At 74.1% G+C, this 19130-nt stretch carries 20 protein-coding genes and 1 pseudogene; 7 read left to right on the top strand and 14 right to left on the bottom strand.

Annotated elements, in window-relative coordinates; all coding sequences use genetic code 11:
• Positions 1–47: 47 nt before the first annotated feature.
• The gene (locus ACIQVD_RS26415) at positions 48–398 is read left to right on the top strand and encodes a DUF3099 domain-containing protein (RefSeq protein ID WP_400690183.1); all 351 of its coding nucleotides are present in this window, start codon (positions 48–50) and stop codon (positions 396–398) included.
• 225 nt (positions 399–623) lie between these two features.
• Positions 624–872, top strand: coding sequence for a hypothetical protein (locus ACIQVD_RS26410; protein WP_402291914.1), 249 nt, complete (start codon positions 624–626; stop codon positions 870–872).
• Between the two features lie 16 nt (positions 873–888).
• Here the strand turns inward: ACIQVD_RS26410 and moaA are convergent, their stop codons facing one another.
• From moaA to ACIQVD_RS26390, 4 genes are all read right to left on the bottom strand, one after another.
• Positions 889–1878 (bottom strand): GTP 3',8-cyclase MoaA, encoded by a 990-nt coding sequence (gene moaA / locus ACIQVD_RS26405; RefSeq protein ID WP_400690177.1) that lies wholly within the window; start codon positions 1876–1878, stop codon positions 889–891.
• Positions 1879–1977: 99 nt separating this feature from the next.
• The gene (locus ACIQVD_RS26400; protein ID WP_402291913.1) at positions 1978–3588 is read right to left on the bottom strand and encodes a cation acetate symporter; all 1611 of its coding nucleotides are present in this window, start codon (positions 3586–3588) and stop codon (positions 1978–1980) included.
• Entirely contained in the window at positions 3585–3962 is a 378-nt protein-coding gene (locus ACIQVD_RS26395) for a DUF485 domain-containing protein (RefSeq protein ID WP_400690171.1), read from the bottom strand. Before ACIQVD_RS26395 ends, ACIQVD_RS26400 begins: the two co-directional genes overlap by 4 nt.
• A 212-nt stretch (positions 3963–4174) precedes the next feature.
• Positions 4175–5218, bottom strand: coding sequence for a zinc-dependent alcohol dehydrogenase family protein (locus ACIQVD_RS26390; protein WP_402291912.1), 1044 nt, complete (start codon positions 5216–5218; stop codon positions 4175–4177).
• 122 nt (positions 5219–5340) lie between these two features.
• On the opposite strand from ACIQVD_RS26390, the gene ACIQVD_RS26385 reads away from it, so the two are divergent.
• Both ACIQVD_RS26385 and ACIQVD_RS26380 read left to right on the top strand, forming a co-directional pair.
• Positions 5341–6336, top strand: a complete 996-nt coding sequence (locus ACIQVD_RS26385; RefSeq protein WP_400690168.1) for a DEDDh family exonuclease — start codon at positions 5341–5343, stop codon at positions 6334–6336.
• Between the two features lie 31 nt (positions 6337–6367).
• Positions 6368–7165 carry an SURF1 family protein gene (locus ACIQVD_RS26380; RefSeq protein WP_400690166.1) on the top strand — a complete coding sequence of 266 codons (798 nt, stop codon included), beginning with the start codon at positions 6368–6370 and terminating at the stop codon, positions 7163–7165.
• A 23-nt stretch (positions 7166–7188) separates the two neighbouring features.
• Here the strand turns inward: ACIQVD_RS26380 and ACIQVD_RS26375 are convergent, their stop codons facing one another.
• Positions 7189–9495: a SpoIIE family protein phosphatase gene (locus tag ACIQVD_RS26375; protein WP_402291910.1), complete on the bottom strand. Its 2307-nt coding sequence runs from the start codon at positions 9493–9495 to the stop codon at positions 7189–7191.
• A 168-nt stretch (positions 9496–9663) separates the two neighbouring features.
• Between ACIQVD_RS26375 and ACIQVD_RS26370 the strand changes: the two are divergent.
• The 3 genes and pseudogenes from ACIQVD_RS26370 to ACIQVD_RS26360 all read left to right on the top strand — a co-directional run.
• A pseudogene (locus ACIQVD_RS26370) lies at positions 9664–10089 on the top strand (carbohydrate binding domain-containing protein); the annotation flags it as partial.
• A gap of 48 nt (positions 10090–10137) precedes the next feature.
• Positions 10138–11181 carry a right-handed parallel beta-helix repeat-containing protein gene (locus ACIQVD_RS26365; protein WP_402291926.1) on the top strand — a complete coding sequence of 348 codons (1044 nt, stop codon included), beginning with the start codon at positions 10138–10140 and terminating at the stop codon, positions 11179–11181.
• A 42-nt stretch (positions 11182–11223) separates the two neighbouring features.
• Positions 11224–11979 carry an SDR family oxidoreductase gene (locus ACIQVD_RS26360; RefSeq protein ID WP_400690162.1) on the top strand — a complete coding sequence of 252 codons (756 nt, stop codon included), beginning with the start codon at positions 11224–11226 and terminating at the stop codon, positions 11977–11979.
• A gap of 145 nt (positions 11980–12124) precedes the next feature.
• Here ACIQVD_RS26360 and ACIQVD_RS26355 read toward each other — a convergent pair whose 3' ends face one another.
• From ACIQVD_RS26355 to ACIQVD_RS26315, 9 genes are all read right to left on the bottom strand, one after another.
• Positions 12125–12760 carry an alkaline shock response membrane anchor protein AmaP gene (locus ACIQVD_RS26355; protein ID WP_400690160.1) on the bottom strand — a complete coding sequence of 212 codons (636 nt, stop codon included), beginning with the start codon at positions 12758–12760 and terminating at the stop codon, positions 12125–12127.
• Positions 12757–13404 carry a DUF6286 domain-containing protein gene (locus ACIQVD_RS26350; RefSeq protein WP_402291909.1) on the bottom strand — a complete coding sequence of 216 codons (648 nt, stop codon included), beginning with the start codon at positions 13402–13404 and terminating at the stop codon, positions 12757–12759. The genes ACIQVD_RS26355 and ACIQVD_RS26350 overlap by 4 nt, the downstream gene beginning before the upstream one ends.
• Complete coding sequence (locus tag ACIQVD_RS26345; RefSeq protein ID WP_400690156.1) at positions 13401–13733, bottom strand: hypothetical protein; 333 nt, start codon at positions 13731–13733, stop codon at positions 13401–13403. The genes ACIQVD_RS26350 and ACIQVD_RS26345 overlap by 4 nt, the downstream gene beginning before the upstream one ends.
• Positions 13733–13924, bottom strand: coding sequence for a hypothetical protein (locus ACIQVD_RS26340; protein ID WP_199528035.1), 192 nt, complete (start codon positions 13922–13924; stop codon positions 13733–13735). The genes ACIQVD_RS26345 and ACIQVD_RS26340 overlap by 1 nt, the downstream gene beginning before the upstream one ends.
• Positions 13925–13970: 46 nt before the next feature.
• A complete protein-coding gene (locus tag ACIQVD_RS26335; protein ID WP_400690154.1) occupies positions 13971–14459 on the bottom strand; it encodes an Asp23/Gls24 family envelope stress response protein in 489 nt (162 codons plus the stop codon).
• 158 nt (positions 14460–14617) lie between these two features.
• The gene (locus ACIQVD_RS26330; protein ID WP_400690152.1) at positions 14618–15418 is read right to left on the bottom strand and encodes an enoyl-CoA hydratase/isomerase family protein; all 801 of its coding nucleotides are present in this window, start codon (positions 15416–15418) and stop codon (positions 14618–14620) included.
• A 241-nt stretch (positions 15419–15659) separates the two neighbouring features.
• Complete coding sequence (locus ACIQVD_RS26325) at positions 15660–15893, bottom strand: helix-turn-helix domain-containing protein (protein ID WP_014138756.1); 234 nt, start codon at positions 15891–15893, stop codon at positions 15660–15662.
• Between the two features lie 408 nt (positions 15894–16301).
• Positions 16302–17900, bottom strand: a complete 1599-nt coding sequence (locus ACIQVD_RS26320; protein ID WP_400690149.1) for an ABC-F family ATP-binding cassette domain-containing protein — start codon at positions 17898–17900, stop codon at positions 16302–16304.
• 120 nt (positions 17901–18020) lie between these two features.
• The gene (locus tag ACIQVD_RS26315; RefSeq protein WP_400690147.1) at positions 18021–18935 is read right to left on the bottom strand and encodes a hypothetical protein; all 915 of its coding nucleotides are present in this window, start codon (positions 18933–18935) and stop codon (positions 18021–18023) included.
• Positions 18936–19130: the final 195 nt, after the last annotated feature.

The following is a 19130-nucleotide window of genomic DNA, read 5'->3' as shown; positions in this document are numbered from 1 at the left end:
TGGAGGACCGTAGGGGTGGCCGAACCGACCCGAGAATGGATGGGACCATGCCCAAGAGCGCGGACGACGGCCAGGTCTTCCGGATCACCGGGGCCCGCAGCAGCCTGACCGAGGACGTCCGGGGGCGCCAGCGCCGCTACGTCATCTCGATGCTGATCCGCACCGCGTGCGTCCTGCTCGCGGTCATCCTCTGGGACGTCCAGCGCTGGCTCGCCTTCGGCGCGCTGGCCGGCGGCATCCTGCTGCCCTACTTCGCCGTCCTGATCGCCAACGCGGGCCGCGAGCGCGCCCCCGGCCTGCCCTCGACCTTCGCCTTCTCCCCCGACACCCCGCTGATGCTCGGCCCCGGCGGGACGGGCGGCGGCGGTGCGAGCGCCGAGAATCGGCCACAGGACTGAGAATCCCTCAATCCCACTGTCCGATATGGTCGTTCATATGCCGCTATGACCGTCGGAAAGCTCAGACGATCCTCAAATTAATCACCGGACAGGGACACCTACGCCCCTCCCGCCGTGCCATACTTCCTTAGCGCTCCGCATCCCCCGTCGGAGCGACAGACCGACGCCGGGCAGCTCCCCCCGTGGCTGCCCGGCGTCGTCATGCCCGGACGTAGGATCGACCCCATGGACACCCCCGCGCACCCCCTCTTCGGCACTCCCCCCGGCGGCCCCGAGACCCCGGCGGGCCCCCCGAAGTGCTCCGCCAAGGGCTGCCGCGACCTCGCCACCTGGTCCCTCCGGTGGAACAACCCCAAGCTCCACACCCCCGACCGCCGCAAGACCTGGCTCGCCTGCGACACCCACCGCGACTCGCTCAGCCGGTTCCTGGCCGTCCGCGGCTTCCTCAAGGACACCGAGCCCTTCTCCGGCTGAGCGGCCGGGAACCCGCTCAGCCGCCGATCGCCGACATCGGCCGCTCCGGCTGGTGGAACTCCGGCTGGTCGATGCCCGCGCCGGCCTTCTTGCCCCACATCGCCGCCCGCCACAGCTCCGCCAGCTCCGCGTCGTCCGCGCCGTCGCGCATCGCGCCGCGCAGGTCGGTCTCCCCGGTCGCGAAGAGGCAGTTGCGGACCTGGCCGTCGGCGGTGAGCCGGGTGCGGTCGCAGGCCCGGCAGAACGGCCGGGTCACGGAGGCGATGACGCCGACCGTCGCGGGGCCGCCGTCCACCAGCCAGCGCTCGGCGGGGGCCGCGCCGCGGGCGGCGGCGGGCTCGGGGGTGAGCGCGAAGCGGGCCCGGAGCAGGTCGAGGATCTCCTCGGCGGTGACCATCCGGGTCCGGTCCCAGCCGTGCTGGGCGTCCAGCGGCATCTGTTCGATGAAGCGCAGCTGGTAGCCGTGCTCGACCGCCCAGGCGAGCAGGTCGGCGGCCTCGTGGTCGTTGACGCCGCGCATCAGGACGGTGTTGAGCTTGACCGGCCGCAGCCCGGCGGCCTCCGCGGCGGCGAGGCCGTCCAGGACGTCCTGGTGGCGCTTGCGGCGGGTGAGCCGGGCGAAGGTCCCGGGGTCGAGGGTGTCGAGCGAGACGTTGACCCGGTCGATCCCGGCGTCCCGCAGCGCGCCGGCCACCCGGGCCAGGCCGATGCCGTTGGTGGTGAGCGAGAGGTCCGGCCGGGGTTCGAGCGCGGCGCAGGCCGCGACGATCGGCACCAGCCCGGGCCGCAGCAGCGGCTCCCCGCCGGTGAAGCGGACCTCCCGGACGCCCAGCGAGCCGACCGCGAGGGCGACCAGCCGGACGATCTCCCCGTCCGTCAGCAGGTCGGGCTTGCCGAGCCAGCTGAGCCCCTCCTCGGGCATGCAGTAGGTGCAGCGCAGGTTGCACCGGTCGGTGAGCGAGACCCGCAGGTCGACGGCCCGCCGGCCGTAGGTGTCGAGGAGCATCCCGGCCCGCCTCTCTGCGAAGAGCCCACTGGCCCGACCGCCGTTCGGCGGCCGGGCCAGCTTAGCCGGGCTCCCGGGCGCCGCCCGGAAGGAGTCGGCTCAGTGCGCGCCGAGGCCGGTGAGCGAACGGACCTCCAGTTCAGCGTACTTCGCCGGGTCGGCCTTCTCCCGGGAGAGGTAGGTGCCGATCACGCCGGCCAGGAAGCCGACCGGGATGGAGACCAGGCCGGGGTTCTCCAGCGGGAACCAGGAGAAGTCGCTGTGCGGGAAGAGCGAGGTCTTGGGGTTGCCGGAGACCACCGGGGAGAAGACCACCAGGGCGACCGAGGTGATCAGGCCCGCGTAGGTGGAGGCGACCGCGCCGGTGGTGTTGAACCGCTTCCAGAACAGCGAGTACAGCAGGGTGGGCAGGTTGGCGGAGGCGGCGACCGCGAAGGCCAGCGCGACCAGCGCGGCGGCGTTCAGCTTGTCGGCGAAGATCGACAGCAGGATGGCGACCGCGCCGATCGCCACCGCGGCGAACTTGGCGCTGGCCACCTCCTCCTTCTCGGTGGCCTTGCCGCGCCGGATCACGTTGGCGTAGAGGTCGTGGGCGAAGGAGGACGAGGAGGCCAGGGTGAGTCCGGCGACCACGGCCAGGATGGTGGCGAAGGCGACCGCGGAGATCACCGCGAGCAGCACCGCGCCGCCGGTGGTGCCGGCGCCGCCGCCGAGGTGCTCGGCGAGCAGCGGGGCGGCGGTGTTGCCGGACTTGTCGGCGGCCAGCGCCGTGCGGCCGACCAGCGCGGCGGCGCCGAAGCCGAGGGCGAGCGTCATCAGGTAGAAGACGCCGATGATGCCGATCGACCAGAGCACCGACTTCCGGGCGGTGCGCGCGGTCGGGACGGTGTAGAAGCGGACCAGGATGTGCGGCAGCGCGGCGGTGCCGAGCACCAGGGCGATGCCGAGGCTGAGGAAGTTGAGCTTGGTGGTGCCGTTGGCGCCGTAGCGCAGGCCGGGTTGCAGGAACTTGTCGCCACTGCCGCTGGCCCTGGCGGCCGAGCCGAGCAGTTCGGACAGGTTGAAGTGGAACTTGGCGAGCACCAGGACGGTCATCAGCCCGGCGCCGAGGATCAGCAGCACGGCCTTGATGATCTGCACCCAGGTGGTGCCCTTCATGCCGCCGATGACGACGTACAGCACCATCAGGGCGCCGACCGCGACGATGGTCCAGCGCTTGGCGGAGTCGCTCTGGGCGCCGAGCAGCAGCGCGACCAGCGAACCGGCGCCGACCATCTGGGCCAGCAGGTAGAAGATCGACACCACGATGGTGGAGATGCCGGCGGCGGTGCGCACCGGCCGCTGGCGCATCCGGAAGGCCAGCACGTCGGCCATGGTGTAGCGGCCGGAGTTGCGCAGCGGTTCGGCGACCAGCAGCAGCGCGACCAGCCAGGCGACCAGGAAGCCGATCGAGTAGAGGAAGCCGTCGTAGCCGGCCAGCGCGATGGAGCCGGTGATGCCCAGGAAGGACGCGGCGGACATGTAGTCGCCGGAGATCGCCAGGCCGTTCTGGAAGCCGGTGAAGCCGCGGCCGCCGGCGTAGAAGTCGGAGGCGTCCCGGGTGCTGCGGCCGGCCCACAGGGTGATGCCGAGGGTGGTGAGGACGAACAGCCCGAACAGGGACATGATCAGGGTGCGGTGGTCGCTCGCGGAGGTGGCCAGCTGCGTCATTCGGCGGCCTCCTCGGCCACGGCGGTGTGGTCGGCGGACTGGGCGGGCAGCGTGGCGTCGGCGCGGCCGCGGATCACCGCGGCCCGCGGGTCCAGTTGCCGGTCGGCGAACCGGGCGTACCAGGCGGCGATGGCGAAGGTGCTGACGAACTGCAGGATGCCGAGCACCAGCGCGAGGTTGATGTTGCCGGCGACCTTGGTGCTCATGAAGCCGGGGGCGTAGCAGCTGAGCAGGACGTACAGCAGGTACCAGAGGACGAATCCGGCCGTGACCGGGAATGCGAAGTTCCGGAAGGAGCTCCGCAGTTGCCGGAACTCCGGTGACTCCTCGATACGTTGGAACGACTCGGGGAGGGAATCGGGCGGGGGTGCCACGCGGGGTCTCCTGACGTCTTCGGTGCGACGGACGATCAGATGGACGTGAGTGACGTCACATTGAGTGCGCTGCATGCTAGATCCAGGAGCGGGTGTCGAGAAGCTTCCCCACGCGATGTGGCCGAAAACTGACCGGAACACGCCACCGGGGCGGCCGTTTTGCGGCCACCCCGGTGTGATGATCGTTCAATTACCCCTGCTCGGGGGCGAGTTCAGAACGCGATCCGGACCTTCAGCGCCGTCCGCTCGTCCATCGCCCGGTACCCCTCGGGCACCCCGTCCAGGCCCACCGTGCGGTCGAACACCGCACCCGGGTCGATCGCGCCGGAGAGCACGTCGGGCAGCAGCTCGGGGATGTACGCCCGGGCCGGGGCCACCCCGCCGACCAGCCGCACGTTCCGGTTGAACATCTGGCCGATGTCCACGCCCGCGCTGCCGCCGTGCGGCACGCCCACGTAGCCGACCGCGCCGCCGTCCCGGGCGATCGAGAGCGCGGTGCGCATCGACTCCTCGGTGCCCACCGCCTCCAGCACCGCGTGCGCGCCCTGCCCGCCGGTCAGCTCGCGCACCGCCTCCACCGCCGCCTCGCCGCGCTCGGCCACCACGTCGGTGGCGCCGAACGAGCGGGCTATCGCGGTGCGGCCCTCGTGCCGGCCGAGCGCGATGATCCGGCCCGCGCCGAGCCGGTGCGCGGCCAGCACGCCGCACAGCCCGACCGCGCCGTCGCCGACCACCGCGACCGTCGCCCCGGGCCGCACGCCGGCCGAGACCGCCGCGTGGTGCCCGGTGGACATCACGTCCGACAGCGCCAGCAGCCCGGGCAGCAGCTTCTCGTCCCCGGCCGCCTCCTTGGGCAGCTTCACCAGCGTGCCGTCCGCGAACGGCACCCGGACGGCCTCGCCCTGCCCGCCGTCCGACCCCGGGGTGCCCCAGAACCCGCCGTGCGGGCAGGAGGTCTGCAGGCCCTCGCGGCAGTACTCGCACACGCCGTCCGACCAGACGAACGGGGCCACCACCAGGTCGCCGGCCGCGAAGCCGCGCACCTCGGCGCCGACCTCCTCGACGAAGCCCAGGAACTCGTGCCCGATCCGCTGCCCGGGCTGCCGCTTGGCCACGCCCCGGTAGGCCCACAGGTCGCTGCCGCAGATGCAGGCGTTCAGCACCCGCACCACGGCGTCCCCCGGCCGCTCGATCCGGGGGTCGGGCACCTCCTCGATCCGGATGTCCTGGGGGCCGTGGATCACGGTGGCGCGCATGGGGGAAGTCCTTCGGTGTACGGGTGCCGCGGGTGTCTGCACCCGCGTTTCCACTGTAAGCCGGGGCCGTCCCGGGCTATTCCGTCCGGGGCCGCCCGCCGTTCCCCGTAAAGTGGTGCCCCATGTACGCGCCATTCCCCACCTCGCCGTTCCCGGCACCGCGCACCGGCCCCGGCGGGGGCGCCGGGCGCGGTTTCGCGGTGGTCGACGTGGAGACCACCGGCCTCGGCCGCTCCGACCGGGTCATCTCGGCGGGCGTCTACCAGCTCGACCCGGACGGCGAGATCACCGACCACTGGTACACCCTGGTCAACCCCGAGCGAGACCCGGGACCGGTCTGGATCCACGGCCTGACCAGCGAGACCCTGGCCGGTGCGCCGACCTTCCCGGAGATCGCCGCGGAGTTCGCCGAGCGGCTGCGCGAGCGGGTGCTGGTCGCCCACAACGCGCTGTTCGACTGGAACATGATCTCCCGCGAGTTCTCCCGGGCCGGCCTGCGCGCCCCGGTCGAGCAGCGGCTGTGCACCATGGTGCTGGCCCGCGACCTGCGGCTGCCGCTGCCCAACGGCAAGCTCTCCTCGCTGGCCGCCCACTTCGGGGTGCACCAGCGCCGGGCCCACCACGCGCTGGACGACGCCCGGGTGCTGGCCGAGGTGTTCCGCCCCTCGCTGGAGCTGGCCCGCAGCGGCGGCGTCCCGCTGCCGCTGACCGCCTGCGTCGCGGTCACCGACCTCGGCGAGGACGCGTCGGCGTCCGCGACGGCCGCCGGCCCGGCCCGCGGCTCCTGGGGCTCGTCCTACCGCCCCGGCCGCAAGCGCCCGCCCTGCCCGTACCCGAACCCGGGCCGCTGGGCGGACGGCTCCCCGCTGGTGCAGGGCATGCGGGTGGCGATCACCGGCGACACCGCCACCGACCGCGAGCTGCTGGAGGACCGGGCCACCGAGGCCGGCCTGCACATCGCCTCCTCGGTGAGCCGGCTCACCAGCCTGCTGGTCACCAACGAGCCGACCTCGTGGAGCGGCAAGGCCCGCAAGGCCCGCGAGTACGGCACCCCGGTGGTCGGCGAGGACGCGTTCCTGCAGCTGCTGCGCGAGGTCGCGCCGCACCCCGGTGCCTGATCCGGCGGTAAGGGGGGTTAGCGTGCCGGGTGTGTACCGATTCCTGCTGTCCCTGCGCTGGGCGGTCATCGTCCTGGTGGCCGCGGTGCTGGTCCCGACCATGATCAAGCTGGGCTTCTGGCAGTACCACCGGCACGAGGCCCGGGTGGCCCGCAACGACCTGGTGGCGCGGAACCTGGGCAGCGAGCCGGTCGCCTTCGACTCGCTCTCCACCCCCGGCTGGTCCGTCCCGACCGGCCAGGTGTGGCGCACCGTGACCGCGAGCGGCCACTACGACACCGGGCACGAGGTGGTCATCCGCGGCCGCACCGAGCCCGGCGGCTCCACCATCGGCTACTTCGTGGTCACCCCGCTGGTGCTCGCCGACGGCAAGGGCTCGGTGCTGGTCAACCGCGGCTGGGTGGAGTCCGCTGCGGACGCCGCCAGCCTCCCGGACGTCCCCGCCCCGCCGTCCGGCGAGGTCACCGTCACCGGCCGGCTGCGCGCCGACGAGACGTACGCCTCGCTGGGCGTGAAGAACCGCGGCGGCCTGCCGGAGCGGATGTTCAAGGTGATCAACACCGCCGAGCAGGCCGCGTACGCGGGCACCACCGTGCTCGGCGGCTACCTGGAGCTGTCCTCCTCGCAGCCCGCGGCCGGCCCCTCCCCCGAACCGCTCGCCGAGCCCGGCCACTCCGACATCGGCCCGCACATGGCGTACGCCGTCCAGTGGTGGCTGTTCACCGCGCTGATCCCGGTCGGCCTGGTGGTGATGGCCCGCCGCGAGGCCGGGCAGGGCGCGGCCGGGCGGGCCGCGCCCGCCGACGGGCTGGTCGGCGCCACCGGCTGAACGGCGCCACCGGCCGAACGGCGCTACCGGCCGAACGGCGGCGGGTCGAGCGGCTGCTCGGCCCAGATGGTCTTGCCGTTGCGGGTGTAGCGGCTGCCCCAGCGCTCGGTCAGTTGGGCGACCAGGTACAGGCCGCGGCCGCCCTCGTCGGTCAGCCGGGCCCGGCGCATCCGCGGCTGGGTGGCGCTCGGGTCGGAGACCTCGCAGGTCAGCACCGAGGAGCGGATCAGCCGGACCATCACCGGACCGCCCGCGTAGCGGATCGCGTTGGTGACCAGTTCGCTCAGCACCAGCTCGGTGGTGAACGCCAGTGCGTCCAGCCCCCACCCCTCCAGCGTCCGGGTGGCGGCCTCGCGCACCCCGGCGACCGCGGACGGGTCGGCCCCGATGGTCCACGCGGCGGTGTCCGAGGGCGGCACCGGGTGCAGCCGGGCCAGCAGCAGCGTGACGTCGTCGCTCAGCCCGGCGGTGGACATCTCCGCGACGATCGCCCGCCCGGCCGCCGCCAGGTCCCCGCCCAGGTCGGCCTCGCCGAGCCGGGCGGCCAACTGGTCCATGCCCTCGTCCAGGTCGCCGCCGGCGCCGCCCTCGATCAGCCCGTCGGTGTACAGCGCCAGCACGCTGCCCGCGCGCAGCGCGCACTCGACCGTCTCGAACGGCAGCCCGCCGACGCCGAGCGGCGGCCCGGGGTTGACCGGCAGGTACTCGACCCGCCCGTCGGGGTGCACCAGCGCGGGCGGCGGGTGCCCGGCGCTGGCGGCCTGGCAGATGCCGGAGACCGGGTCGTAGACGGCGTACACGCAGGTCGCCCCGGACGGGTCGGCGACGCCGCGCTCGCGCTCCTCCTCGCTGCCCTCGACGACCAGCTGGGAGACCAGGTCGTCCAGGTGCACCAGCAGCTCGTCGGGCTCCAGGTCGAGGTCGGCCAGGGTGCGCACGGCGGTGCGCAGCCGCCCCATGGTGGCGCTGGCCTGGAGGCCGTGGCCGACCACGTCGCCGGCCACCAGGGCAACCCGGGCGCCGGAGAGCGGGATGACGTCGAACCAGTCGCCGCCGACGCCGGTGGCGGTGTCGGTGGGCCGGTAGACGCTGGCGGTGGTGGCGGCGGGCACCGCGGTCTCGGCGGGCGGCAGCAGCGAGCGCTGGAGGCCGACGGCGGCCCGGTGCTCGCGGGTGTAGCGGCGGGCGTTGTCCAGGGCGAGCGCGGCCCGCGCGGCGATCTCCCGCAGCAGTTCCAGGTCCTCGGCCTCGTACGGCCCCTGGTCGGGGTCGCGGCGGACGGTGACCCGGCCGAGCGGGCCGCCGCGGGCGTGCAGCGGGGCGCTCATCGCGGGCGGTCCGTCGGCCGCGGCGGCGGGGCGGCCGAGTTCCGCGCGGTCGAGCGGGCCGAGCGGGCCGAGCGGGCGGTCGTCCGGCCCGGGCGGCCCGGCGGTGGCGGTGCGGCGGACGGCGAGCAGCCCGTCGGCGCCGGCCACCGGTTCGTCGCCGGTGAAGACGGCCTCGGCGATGTCCACCTCGGCGCGGTCGCCGAGGCCGGGCACCAGGACGCCGGCCAGGTCCTCGGCGGTGCCGGCCACCGAGAGCGAACCGCCGACGGCGGCGGTGGCCCGGTGCAGCACGTCGGCGCGCCGCCGGTAGCGGTGCAGTTCGGTGACGTCGCCGAACAGCGCGGTCACGCCGATCAGCGACCCGTCGGGGGCCTGGAGCCGGAAGGCCTGGATCTCCATCATCACCCCGGGCCCGGGGTCGTCCAGGGTGCGGATCGGCAGCGCGGCCCGGACCAGCGGCTCGCCGGTGGTGATCACGTTCCGCAGGATCGCCTCGGTGGCCTCCGCGTCCTGCGGCTGGAGGAAGTCGCCCAGCCGGTGGCCGGACAGGTCGGTGGGCAGTCCGGTGTAGGGCAGCAGGTGGGTGTTGGTGCGCAGCAGCCGCAGGTCGGTGTCGAAGAAGGCCAGGCCGAGCCGGTCCTGCAGGAACAGCTCCCGGGTGAACGCCTCGTCCTGGCGCCACCGGGTGACGGTGTCGGCGGGGGTGGCCAGCACCAGGGCCCGGACCTCGCCGTGCTCGCCGGCCAGCGGCAGCACCTGGTAGGCGACCTCCAGCGGCACGCCGCCGCCGGTGCGCAGCCGCACCTCGCCGGTCCGCCGGCCGAGCGCGGCGGCGTCGGCCGCGCCGTCGGCCAGCAGGTCGGCGGCGGGGCGGCCGGTGACCTGGGCGGCGGGCAGGCCGAGCAGGTGCTCGGCCGCGGCGGTCCAGCCCACGACGCGTCCGTCGCCGTCGACCAGGGCCGCCGCGACGCCGTCGATGTTCGGCAACCGCCGACTGTCCATGCGCTGCACCTCGGGTGGGTGGTCCGGTTCCCCCATCTTCGGACGGTTCCGGGCAGCGCGCCATCGACGCCCGGTGGGCGTCCCCCCATTGACGCCCCGTATTGGTCTAGTCCAAATTGGCCGTGCACACGCCCTGCACGCTCTCTCCCCCACACTGGAGCGACCGCCATGACGTACCGCTCGCACCGCCGCGCCGCCGCGGCCGGCGCCCTCGCCCTGGGCGCCACCGCCCTGGCCCTGCTGCCCGCCCGGGCCGGCGCGGCCACCGAACTCCTCGCCAACGGCGGCTTCGAGTCCGGCACGCTCTCCCCCTGGAGCTGCGCCGGCACCGCCGCCCCCACCACCGCCGCCCCGCACTCCGGCACCACCGCGCTGAGCGCCACCCCCGGCGCGGCCGACCTCGCCCCGTGCACCCAGGGCGTCGACGTCCAGCCGAACACCGGCTACAGCCTGACCGCCTGGGTGAAGGGCTCCTACGTCACCCTCGCCGCCACCGGCACCGGCGTGTCCACCTCCACCTGGGCGAACGCCCCCGGCTGGACCCAGCTCACCCGCACCTTCACCACCGGCCCGGGGACCACCCGGGTGACCGTCACCCTCAGCGGCTGGTACGGCAGCCCCTACCAGGCCGACGACGTCTCCCTGACCACCCTCGGCGCCGTCCCGTCCACCTCGCCCTCCCCGTCCGCCTCGGCCTCCCCTTCCCCCTCCCCCACGCCCTCGCCGTCCGCCTCCACCTCCGCCTCCGCCTCCCCCTCGCCGTCCGCCTCCCCCTCCAGCTCCGCCCCGCCCGGCGCGAACACCGTCCGGGTCTCCACCGCCAAGGAGCTCCAGGCCGCGCTGAGCGCCGCCGTCCCCGGCCGCACCATCCAGCTCGCCGACGGCAGCTACCCCGGCAACTTCAAGATCACCACGGCGGGCACCGCCGCCGCCCGGATCACCCTGACCGGCTCGCCGAACGCCGTCCTGAGCACCACCACCGGCGGCGGCTACGGCCTCTCGCTGACCAACGCCCCCTACTGGACCGTCCAGGGCGTCACCGTCACCGGCGCCCAGAAGGGCATCATGGTCGACGCCTCGGACTACGTGGTGCTCGACGGCGTGACGGTCCACCACACCACCATGGAGGGCGTGCACTTCCGCAACTCCTCCAGCCACGGCGTGCTGCGCAACTCCACCGTCCACGACACCGGCACCTCGCACGACGGCAAGGGCGAGGGCGTGTACGTCGGCACCGCCAACACGCTCTCCGACAAGAGCGACTACGTGCAGATCCTCAACAACACCATCGGCCCCGGCATCGGCGGCGAGAACATCGACCTCAAGGAGGGCACCACCGGCGGCCTGGTCTCCGGCAACCGCTTCGACGGCAACGGGCTGACCAACGTCAACTACGACGACTCCTGGGTCGACGTGAAGGGCAACGGCTACGTCATCGAGAACAACACCGGCGTGCGCACCATGAACGACGGCTACCAGACCCACACCCAGCAGCCGGGCTGGGGCTGCGGCACCGTCTTCCGCAACAACAGGTCCGACCTGACCGGCGCGAACGGCTCCAACCCCGCCAAGTACGCGATCGACGTCACCAACTACGACGCCGCCGCCTGCCCGGTCACCGTCACCGCCGACAACACCGTCACCGGAGGCACCGCCCTCGCCAACCCCGGCGTCCCGGTGGGCTGACCCTCCGTCCGGAATCCGTGCCGACCGGTCAGAATGGTCGGCATGGATCTCGGACTCAAGGACAAGGTGTACGTGGTCACCGGCGCGACCCGGGGACTCGGCCACGCCACCGCCCGGCAACTCGTCGCCGAAGGCGCCAAGGTGGTCGTCACCGGCCGCACCGAAGCGGCCGCCACCGCCGCCGCGGGCGCCCTCGGCGAGAACGCCCACGGCGTCGGCGCGGACAACGCCGACCCGGACACCCCGCAGCGCCTGGTCGACGCCGCCCGGGACCGCTTCGGCGGCTTCGACGGCATCCTGATCAGCGTCGGCGGCCCCGCCGCGGGGCCGGTCGCCACCGCCACCGACGACGCCTGGCGCGCCGCGTTCGACTCGGTCTTCCTCGGTGCCCTCCGGCTGGCCCGCACCGCCGCCGAACGCCTGCCCGCCGGGGGCGTGATCGCCTTCGTGCTGTCCACATCGGTCCGCCAGCCGATCGCCGGCCTCGGCATCTCCAACGGCCTGCGCCCCGGCCTGGCCATGGCCGCCAAGACGCTCGCCGACGAACTCGGCCCGCGCGGCATCCGGGTCCTCGGCCTGCTGCCCGGCCGCATCGACACCGACCGCGTCCGCGAACTCGACGCCCTCGCCCCCGACCCGGCCACCGCCCGCGAGACGGCCGCCGCCGGCATCCCGCTGCGCCGCTACGGCACCCCCGAGGAGTTCGGCCGCACCGCGGCCTTCCTGCTCTCCCCCGCCGCCTCCTACCTCACCGGCCTGATGCTCCCGGTCGACGGCGGCGCCACCCGCGGCCTGTGACCGGAAGCGCGGGGAACTGCGCGGCCGACCGAGCACGCACCGCCGGATCGCGACGCGGAACGAGAGCCTGCACCGTCCCGCGACCCCGCCGACCTGCGACTCCCGCAGCGCGCAGGTCCCCGCGCCCCTGTCGGTGCACGCCTTGCTAGCGCACCCGCGGGGCCTTCTTCCGGCTCCGCTCCTTGCGCGCCTTCCCCCCGCGCAGCCGCAGCTGGGCGGGCAGCTCCGCCAGGCCCAGCGAGTGCCGGGCGTGCTCGACCGGGCCGGTGCGGTAGGCCGCGACCAGGGCGGCGGTGTCCGCGCCGGGGGCGATCCGCACCGCGGTGTGCACCTGGGGGCGGCGGGCCGCGCCGGTGACCTTGGTGGTGACCCGTTCGACGTCCGGGAGGGCGACCGTCTCGGTCTCGATCGCCTCCTCGACGGCCCGGCTGCGCACCCGCAGGGCGAAGTGCGACCCGCCGGACGCGGTGGGCGAGGGCAGGTCGACCCCGGCCGGGCCGCCGCGGCGCAGTTGGGAGAAGAGCCACCACAGGCAGCCGACGATGACCAGCGCGGGGACGGCGATGGCCACCGGCCACCACCAGTCGCGGTCGGACCAGCGGGTGCGGCTGGCCGTGCTGAGCACGGGTTGGTCGGGCGAGGTGAGCGGCCACCAGCCGGGCGGGGTGATCCCGAGGTGCCGGTAGGCGTCGAGCCCGCCGAGCAGCACCAGCGCCCCGCCGGCCAGCAGGACCAGCCCGACCAGGGCCAGCAGGGTGCGGTTGACGGTGCGTCGGCTCATCGGGGCGGCTCCAGCTCGGCGAGTTCCCGGCGGTGGTGGCGTTCGGACACCGACCGGGTGCGGACGTCCAGCCGGTGCGGGGCGGCCAGCGGGATCCGGGCCAGTTCGGCCCGCAGTTCGCGCTCCGCCCCGGCCGGGTCGGTGTCCCCGGTCAGGGTGACCTTGGTGCGCCGGCGTCCGACCTTCACCTGCCAGGAGTGCACGTCGGAACGCTGCCGGGCGCGCCCGGCGATCAGCGCGCCGACCGTGCTGCGGTGGATCGCGGACCCGCGCGGCTCCAGCGCGAGCCAGCCGCGCAGGCCCCGGGCGAACGCCAGCCAGAGCAGCAGCAGTCCGAGCACGACCGCGCCGCCCGCGATGCCCAGCACCCACGGGTCGTCCAGGTGCCGGGTCGCCAACTGCTCGGCCAGCTCCCGCCGCCAGGGCCTGGCCCGCCCGCCGGCCCGCACCGCGATCACGTCGTACAGCAGCGTCCCGGCCGCCACCAGCAGCACCGCCACCACCAGCGCGGTCGGCACGCCGCGCTCGGAGCGCAGCCACCGTCCGGCCCGGCGCCGACGGCGCGGCGGCGCCGTAGCGGACCGCGGTTCCGGCTGCGGTTCGCGGTGGGGCCCGGTCTCCGGTCCGGTCTGCGGATCGGTCATCCGGCCACCGCCGGGTGCAGCCGGTCCACGATCACGTCCGCCCCGGTGACCGGCGTGCCGGTCAGCTCGGCGACGGTGCGGCAGGCCGCGTCCCGCGCCGTCCGGGCCAGCGTGCCGACGTCGGACGGGAACGGCAGCTCCAGGTGGAGCGTCAGCCGGACCCGGCCGTGCGAGAGGAGGGCCGAGACCTTCGGGTGCGGGACCGGACCCGGCCGGTCCCGCCAGGCCGGGGCGAGCGCGTCGGCAACGGCCCGGGCCGCGATCCGCCGGTACACCCGGTCCGCGACCCGCTCTCCGCCGCGCTGCGCGACCACCCCCGGGTGGGCCATCAGCGCCGCCGGTCCCGGCCGCGCAGGAGGTCGCCGAGGTCACCGAGCTCGACGTCCCCCTCGATCAGCCGCCCGACCACGAAGCCCAGGGCTCCGAGGACCGCCACCAGCAGGAACGCGCCGAACCCGCCGAAGTAACCGGCGAAGCCGAGGGCCATGCCTGTGAGCAGGCCCATCAACGCCAGGTTCATCCGCTACTCCTTCGCGATCCTGCTCGGTATTCGGAACGGTCAACACTCACTGCACGCGGGGGCGCTTGCCGGAGGACGACGAGTCGTCGTCGTCCTCCTCGTCGTCGTCGGGGTCGTCGGGCAGGTGGACGTCGTTCACGGCGATGTTCACCTCGACCACCTCCAGGCCGGTCATCCGCTCGACCGCCTCGATGATGTCCCGGCGGACCTCGGAGGCCAGCTTGGGGATCACCACCCCGTACTCGACCACCAGCGCGATGTCGATGGCGGCCTGCTTCTCGCCGACCTCCGCCTTGATCCCGCGGCTCACGCCGGACTTCGAACCGGAACCCGGCACCCGGTCCCGCATCGCGCCGAACGTCCGGGAGAACCCGGTCCCCAGCGCGTGGATGCCGGCGACCTCCCGGGCGGCCATGCCGGCGATCTTCTCCACCACGCCGACGGCGAGGGAGGTACTGCCGCGCTCGCCGCTCGGGCGGTTCTCCGGCGCGTCCTTCTGCAGGTCCGCAGGGCTGGGGGTGTGGGGCTGCGTCATCTCGGGTCTCCTGACGTTTCGACACCAGCTATACCGCACATCACCTCAAGCCTGGCATTTCGCCGCGCGCCACGCACCGCGGATACCTACAGATGGGGGCACGGGGAGCCGCGCCGCCCCGTGCCCCCCGTGCCCCCGTTCCGGCCGTCCGCTCCGGGTCAGCGCCCGGCGAGGTCCCGGAGCCGGCGCGCCTGCGCCTCGCGCTCGGCGGCGCGCTGCTGGTCGTAGGTGCGGTCGATGGCGCCGCGCAGCAGCGCCTTGGTCTCGATCACGGCGCTGCGCGGGGCGGCCAGCAGGGCGGCGATCAGGTCGGCGGCGGCGGCCTCGAGGTCGCCGAGGGGGACGGCCAGGTTGGCCAGGCCGACGGCGACCGCCTCGTCCGCGCTGATCCGGCGGCCGGTGGCGCAGATCTCCAACGCGCGGGCGTAGCCGACGAGTTCGGTGAGCGGCTTGGTGCCGGTGAGGTCGGGGACCAGGCCGAGGGAGGTCTCCTTCATGGCGAACTGGACGTCCTCGGCGACCACCCGCAGGTCGCAGGCGAGGGCGAGCTGGAAGCCCGCGCCGATCGCGTGGCCCTGGACGGCGGCGACGGTGACCAGGTCGGCGCGGCGCCACCAGGTGAAGGCTTCCTGGTAGAAGGCGATGGTGGCGTCCAGCTCGGTGTCGGAGGAGGCGGCGAGGCCGAGGAAGGAGGGCTCGCCGGGGATGCCCTCGGGGGTGAACATGGCGCGGTCGAGGCCGGCCGAGAAGGAGCTGCCCTCGCCGCGGAGCAGCACGGCCCGGACGTTCCCGGGCAGGGCGCGGCCGACGCCCGCGAGGGCGCGCCACATCGCGGGGGTCTGGGCGTTGCGGCGGGCGGGGTCACAGAGGGTGACGGTGGCGAGTTCGCCGTCCAGGTCCAGGCGGACGCCCGCCTTCTCCCACGCGGTGCGGTCGGCGTCGGGGATGTCGGTGCTCATGGCGGTTACCTTCCAGCGGCAGGGCAGGGGCGCCCGCCGACCCCGACGGGCTACTGGAGGGTAACAAAGCGGCCGATCCCCGTACAGGAACGGCCGCGAAGGGGTCCGGAAACGGCGGTCGGCGGCTCGGGATGACCCGGCCGCCGATCCGTTGTGGAGCGTCGTGCATGGCGAGCAGCGTGATGGTGAGCCGTGGGCGGCCGGAGCTGCTCGGGTGCCGCCCGCCCGAGGTGACGGACCGTCAGGAACCGGCAGCGGCAGCGGCCTTGCCCTTGCCGCGGGTGGCGCCGCCACGGCCCCGGAGGTTGACCCCGGACTCGCTGAGCATGCGGTGGACGAAGCCGTAGGACCGGCCTGTCTCCTCCGCGAGAGCGCGGATGCTCGCCCCGGAGTCGTACTTCTTCTTGAGATCGGCCGCGAGCTTCTCACGCGCGGCACCTGTTACCCGGCTGCCCTTTTTCAGAGTCTCGGCCACCCGTGCCTCCTCGTAGAGGTGATCGGTCAGATTCCCATGATCACCCATTGCCCGGTTCCTGGCCACCCATTCGACAAGGTCCGTCACGGGAAAGCGGGGTCGAGCGGTGGTGCGCGCTCCGCACCAGGGCGCTCACGGAGGGTGTGCACGCCCCCGCGCCGTTCGCTCCGCCGAGCGAATCCGCTGATCAGCCCGGACCGTCAGCGGGCAAACCGCGCGCTCCGACACGGAAAACGGCGGCGGTCCTCCCGGTGTTCCCGGACGGGACGGGGATGAGTTCTCCTCGTACCGGCGACGGACCCCGCGTCTACGCGCGAGGTCCGTGCGGGGCCCGGAGACGGGGCGGCCGGAACGGGGCCGGACCGGCCGGCAGTGCGGGCCGACGGGCGGTGCGGGCCGACGGGCGGGTCAGGCCAGCGAGACCAGGTCGTGGTAGGCCGGGCTCCACAGGTCCTCGACGCCGTCCGGCAGCAGGATGATCCGCTCCGGCTGGAGCGCCTCCACCGCGCCCTCGTCGTGGGTGACCAGGACGACCGCGCCGGTGAAGGTGCGCAGCGCGCCGAGGATCTCCTCGCGGCTGGCCGGGTCGAGGTTGTTGGTCGGCTCGTCGAGCAGCAGCACGTTGGCGCTGGAGACCACCAGCGAGGCCAGCGCGAGCCGGGTCTTCTCGCCGCCGGAGAGCACGCCGGCCGGCTTGTCCACGTCGTCCCCGGAGAACAGGAAGGAGCCGAGGATCTTGCGGATCTGCACCAGGTCGGTGTCCGGCGCGGAGGAGCGCATGTTCTCCAGCACGCTGCGCTCGGGGTCGAGCGTCTCGTGCTCCTGCGCGTAGTAGCCGATCTTCAGGCCGTGGCCCGGGATCACCTCGCCGGTGTCCGGCTGCTCCACGCCGGCCAGCATCCGCAGCAGGGTGGTCTTGCCCGCGCCGTTGAGGCCGAGGATGACGACCCGGGAGCCGCGGTCGATCGCCAGGCCCACGTCGGTGAAGATCTCCAGCGAGCCGTAGGACTTCGACAGGCCCTCGGCCGTCAGCGGGGTCTTGCCGCACGGGGCCGGGTCGGGGAAGCGCAGCTTGGCGACCTTGTCGGAGGCCCGGACCTGCTCCAGGCCGGAGAGCAGCTTCTCGGCGCGGCGGGCCATGTTCTGCGCGGCGACCGTCTTGGTGGCCTTGGCGCGCATCTTGTCGGCCTGCGAGTTGAGCGTCGCGGCCTTCTTCTCCGCGTTGGCCCGCTCGCGCTTGCGGCGCTTCTCGTCGTCCTCGCGCTGCTGCTGGTACTGCTTCCAGCCCATGTTGTAGATGTCGATCGCGGAGCGGTTGGCGTCCAGGTAGAAGACCTTGTTGACGACCGTCTCGACCAGGTCGACGTCGTGCGAGATGACGATGAAGCCGCCCTTGTAGGTCTTCAGGAAGTCCCGCAGCCAGGCGATGGAGTCCGCGTCGAGGTGGTTGGTGGGCTCGTCGAGCAGCAGGATGTCCGCGTCCGAGAAGAGGATCCGGGCCAGCTCGACCCGGCGGCGCTGGCCGCCGGAGAGGGTGTGCAGCTCCTGGCCCAGGATGCGGTCCGGCAGGCCGAGCGCGGCGGCGATGGTGGCGGCCTCGGCCTCGGCGGCGTAGCCGCCCTTGGTGAGGAACTCGGTCTCCAGCCGGGCGTACTTCTTCATCGCGTTGTCGCGGGTGGCGCCCTTGCCGTTGGCCATCCGCTCCTCGTTCTCGCGCATCTTCCTGAGCACGCTGTCGAGGCCGCGGGCGGACAGGATGCGGTCCCGGGCGAGGACGTCGAGGTCCCCGGTGCGCGGGTCCTGCGGGAGGTAGCCGACCTCGCCGGAGGAGGTGACCGTGCCGCCGGCCGGGATGCCCTCGCCGGCCAGCACCTTCGTCAGGGTGGTCTTGCCCGCGCCGTTGCGGCCGACCAGGCCGATCCGGTCGCCCGGGGCGATCCGGAAGCTGGCGGACTCGATCAGGATGCGGGCACCGGCACGAAGCTCCAGGGCGTTCGCGGAAATCATGGCTGGGGTCTCTCCTCGACGTGGCTATGGCACTCAGCCATTGGGCCCAAGTCTACGGGAGGGCGGGAAGGCCTTTTCCGGGCCCGGCCGGCGGGCGGTGCCGGCCGGGCCCCCGGGAGGTCACTTCGCGCAGGACGGGCGGGCCGCGGCGAACGGGGCCCCGGCGGTGCCGCAGGCGGCCTCGCGCAGGCCCAGGGCGGTGTCGTAGACCCAGCTGCCGATCACCGGGCCGTCCTCGACCGAGACCCGGTGGCCGTCCAGCCGGCGCAGCACCACGTCGGGGCCGGTGCTGAGGAAGTTGCCGTGGTCGGTGAGCGAGAACACCATGACGCCGCCGGGCTGCTGGCGGGCCGCGGCGGCGGTGGCGGCCGGGCACAGCCGGGGCACCAGCACCGCGTCGTCGGTCTGCGCGGTGCGCACCGGGTCGAAGGTGCAGCCCGCCGGGGGGCGGGAGTTGAAGCGCAGGTCGCCGTCGCGCTCGCGGAAGCCCATCAGCAGGCCGGGGGTGACCACCGTCACGAACGCGTCGTTGACCTTGTCGTCGGACGGGTGCAGGGCGTCGGCGGCGCGCTGGAGCATGAGCTGCGCGCGCTCGTCCTCGGTGCGGGTGTCCGCGCCCGGCTCGCCGTCGGCGCGCAGCCAGTCGGCCAGGCCGGGGAAGCCGCGGTGCCAGCGCACCGAGTGGTCGGTGGTGTCGACCGCGGTGACCATGCCGTCGTCCCAGACCACCACGGCGTCCTGGCCGACCCGGACCAGGTGCAGCGCGGTGGCGCCCTCGCGGCGGTAGGACCACAGCCGCTCGCCGGTGGTCGGCGAGTAGGCCTCCACGCCGGGGCCGACCTGGAGGTCCGCCTGCGCCGCGCCGGTCGACTGCGCGCTCACCGGGCTGGCGTCCGCCGCGCCGGGGACCACCCGGTCGCCGAACGGCTCGGGCCGGTTGGCGTGGGCCGCCGCACCGGCCGCGAGGACCAGCAGAGCGGCGGCGGCGGGCAGGACCGATCTCGGCGACAGGCTTCGCAGCGGGTTGAAGGACACCCGCGGAGTTTATCCGGCGGGTGCTGGCGGGGGCCCGGGGTTTACCGGCCGCCCGCTCGGGCGTGTCACCGGTCCCTACCTTTATCCGGGTCCGACACGACCCCGCCCGACCTGCGGGGCAGAGGACCGGGCGCATGCCTGCGGCCGGTTAGGGTACGCCTGCGGTGGGCCCACGGACTGTTACAGAGGTGAGAC

The sequence above is a fragment of the Kitasatospora sp. NPDC090308 genome (assembly GCF_044769485.1).
GTDB classification, from domain to species: Bacteria; Actinomycetota; Actinomycetes; order Streptomycetales; family Streptomycetaceae; genus Kitasatospora; species Kitasatospora fiedleri.
This window is presented reverse-complemented; position numbering and strand designations above follow the sequence as displayed.

Coding starts and splice junctions, on each gene's coding strand:
- ACIQVD_RS26415 (WP_400690183.1), top strand. CDS start 48: ATGCCCAAGAGCGCGGACGACGGCCAGGTCTTCCGGATCACCGGGGCC.
- ACIQVD_RS26410 (WP_402291914.1), top strand. CDS start 624: ATGGACACCCCCGCGCACCCCCTCTTCGGCACTCCCCCCGGCGGCCCC.
- moaA (WP_400690177.1), bottom strand. CDS start 1,878: ATGCTCCTCGACACCTACGGCCGGCGGGCCGTCGACCTGCGGGTCTCG.
- ACIQVD_RS26400 (WP_402291913.1), bottom strand. CDS start 3,588: ATGACGCAGCTGGCCACCTCCGCGAGCGACCACCGCACCCTGATCATG.
- ACIQVD_RS26390 (WP_402291912.1), bottom strand. CDS start 5,218: ATGCGCGCCACCGTGATCCACGGCCCCCAGGACATCCGGATCGAGGAG.
- ACIQVD_RS26385 (WP_400690168.1), top strand. CDS start 5,341: ATGTACGCGCCATTCCCCACCTCGCCGTTCCCGGCACCGCGCACCGGC.
- ACIQVD_RS26375 (WP_402291910.1), bottom strand. CDS start 9,495: ATGGACAGTCGGCGGTTGCCGAACATCGACGGCGTCGCGGCGGCCCTG.
- ACIQVD_RS26360 (WP_400690162.1), top strand. CDS start 11,224: ATGGATCTCGGACTCAAGGACAAGGTGTACGTGGTCACCGGCGCGACC.
- ACIQVD_RS26355 (WP_400690160.1), bottom strand. CDS start 12,760: ATGAGCCGACGCACCGTCAACCGCACCCTGCTGGCCCTGGTCGGGCTG.
- ACIQVD_RS26350 (WP_402291909.1), bottom strand. CDS start 13,404: ATGACCGATCCGCAGACCGGACCGGAGACCGGGCCCCACCGCGAACCG.
- ACIQVD_RS26345 (WP_400690156.1), bottom strand. CDS start 13,733: ATGGCCCACCCGGGGGTGGTCGCGCAGCGCGGCGGAGAGCGGGTCGCG.
- ACIQVD_RS26340 (WP_199528035.1), bottom strand. CDS start 13,924: ATGAACCTGGCGTTGATGGGCCTGCTCACAGGCATGGCCCTCGGCTTC.
- ACIQVD_RS26335 (WP_400690154.1), bottom strand. CDS start 14,459: ATGACGCAGCCCCACACCCCCAGCCCTGCGGACCTGCAGAAGGACGCG.
- ACIQVD_RS26330 (WP_400690152.1), bottom strand. CDS start 15,418: ATGAGCACCGACATCCCCGACGCCGACCGCACCGCGTGGGAGAAGGCG.
- ACIQVD_RS26320 (WP_400690149.1), bottom strand. CDS start 17,900: ATGATTTCCGCGAACGCCCTGGAGCTTCGTGCCGGTGCCCGCATCCTG.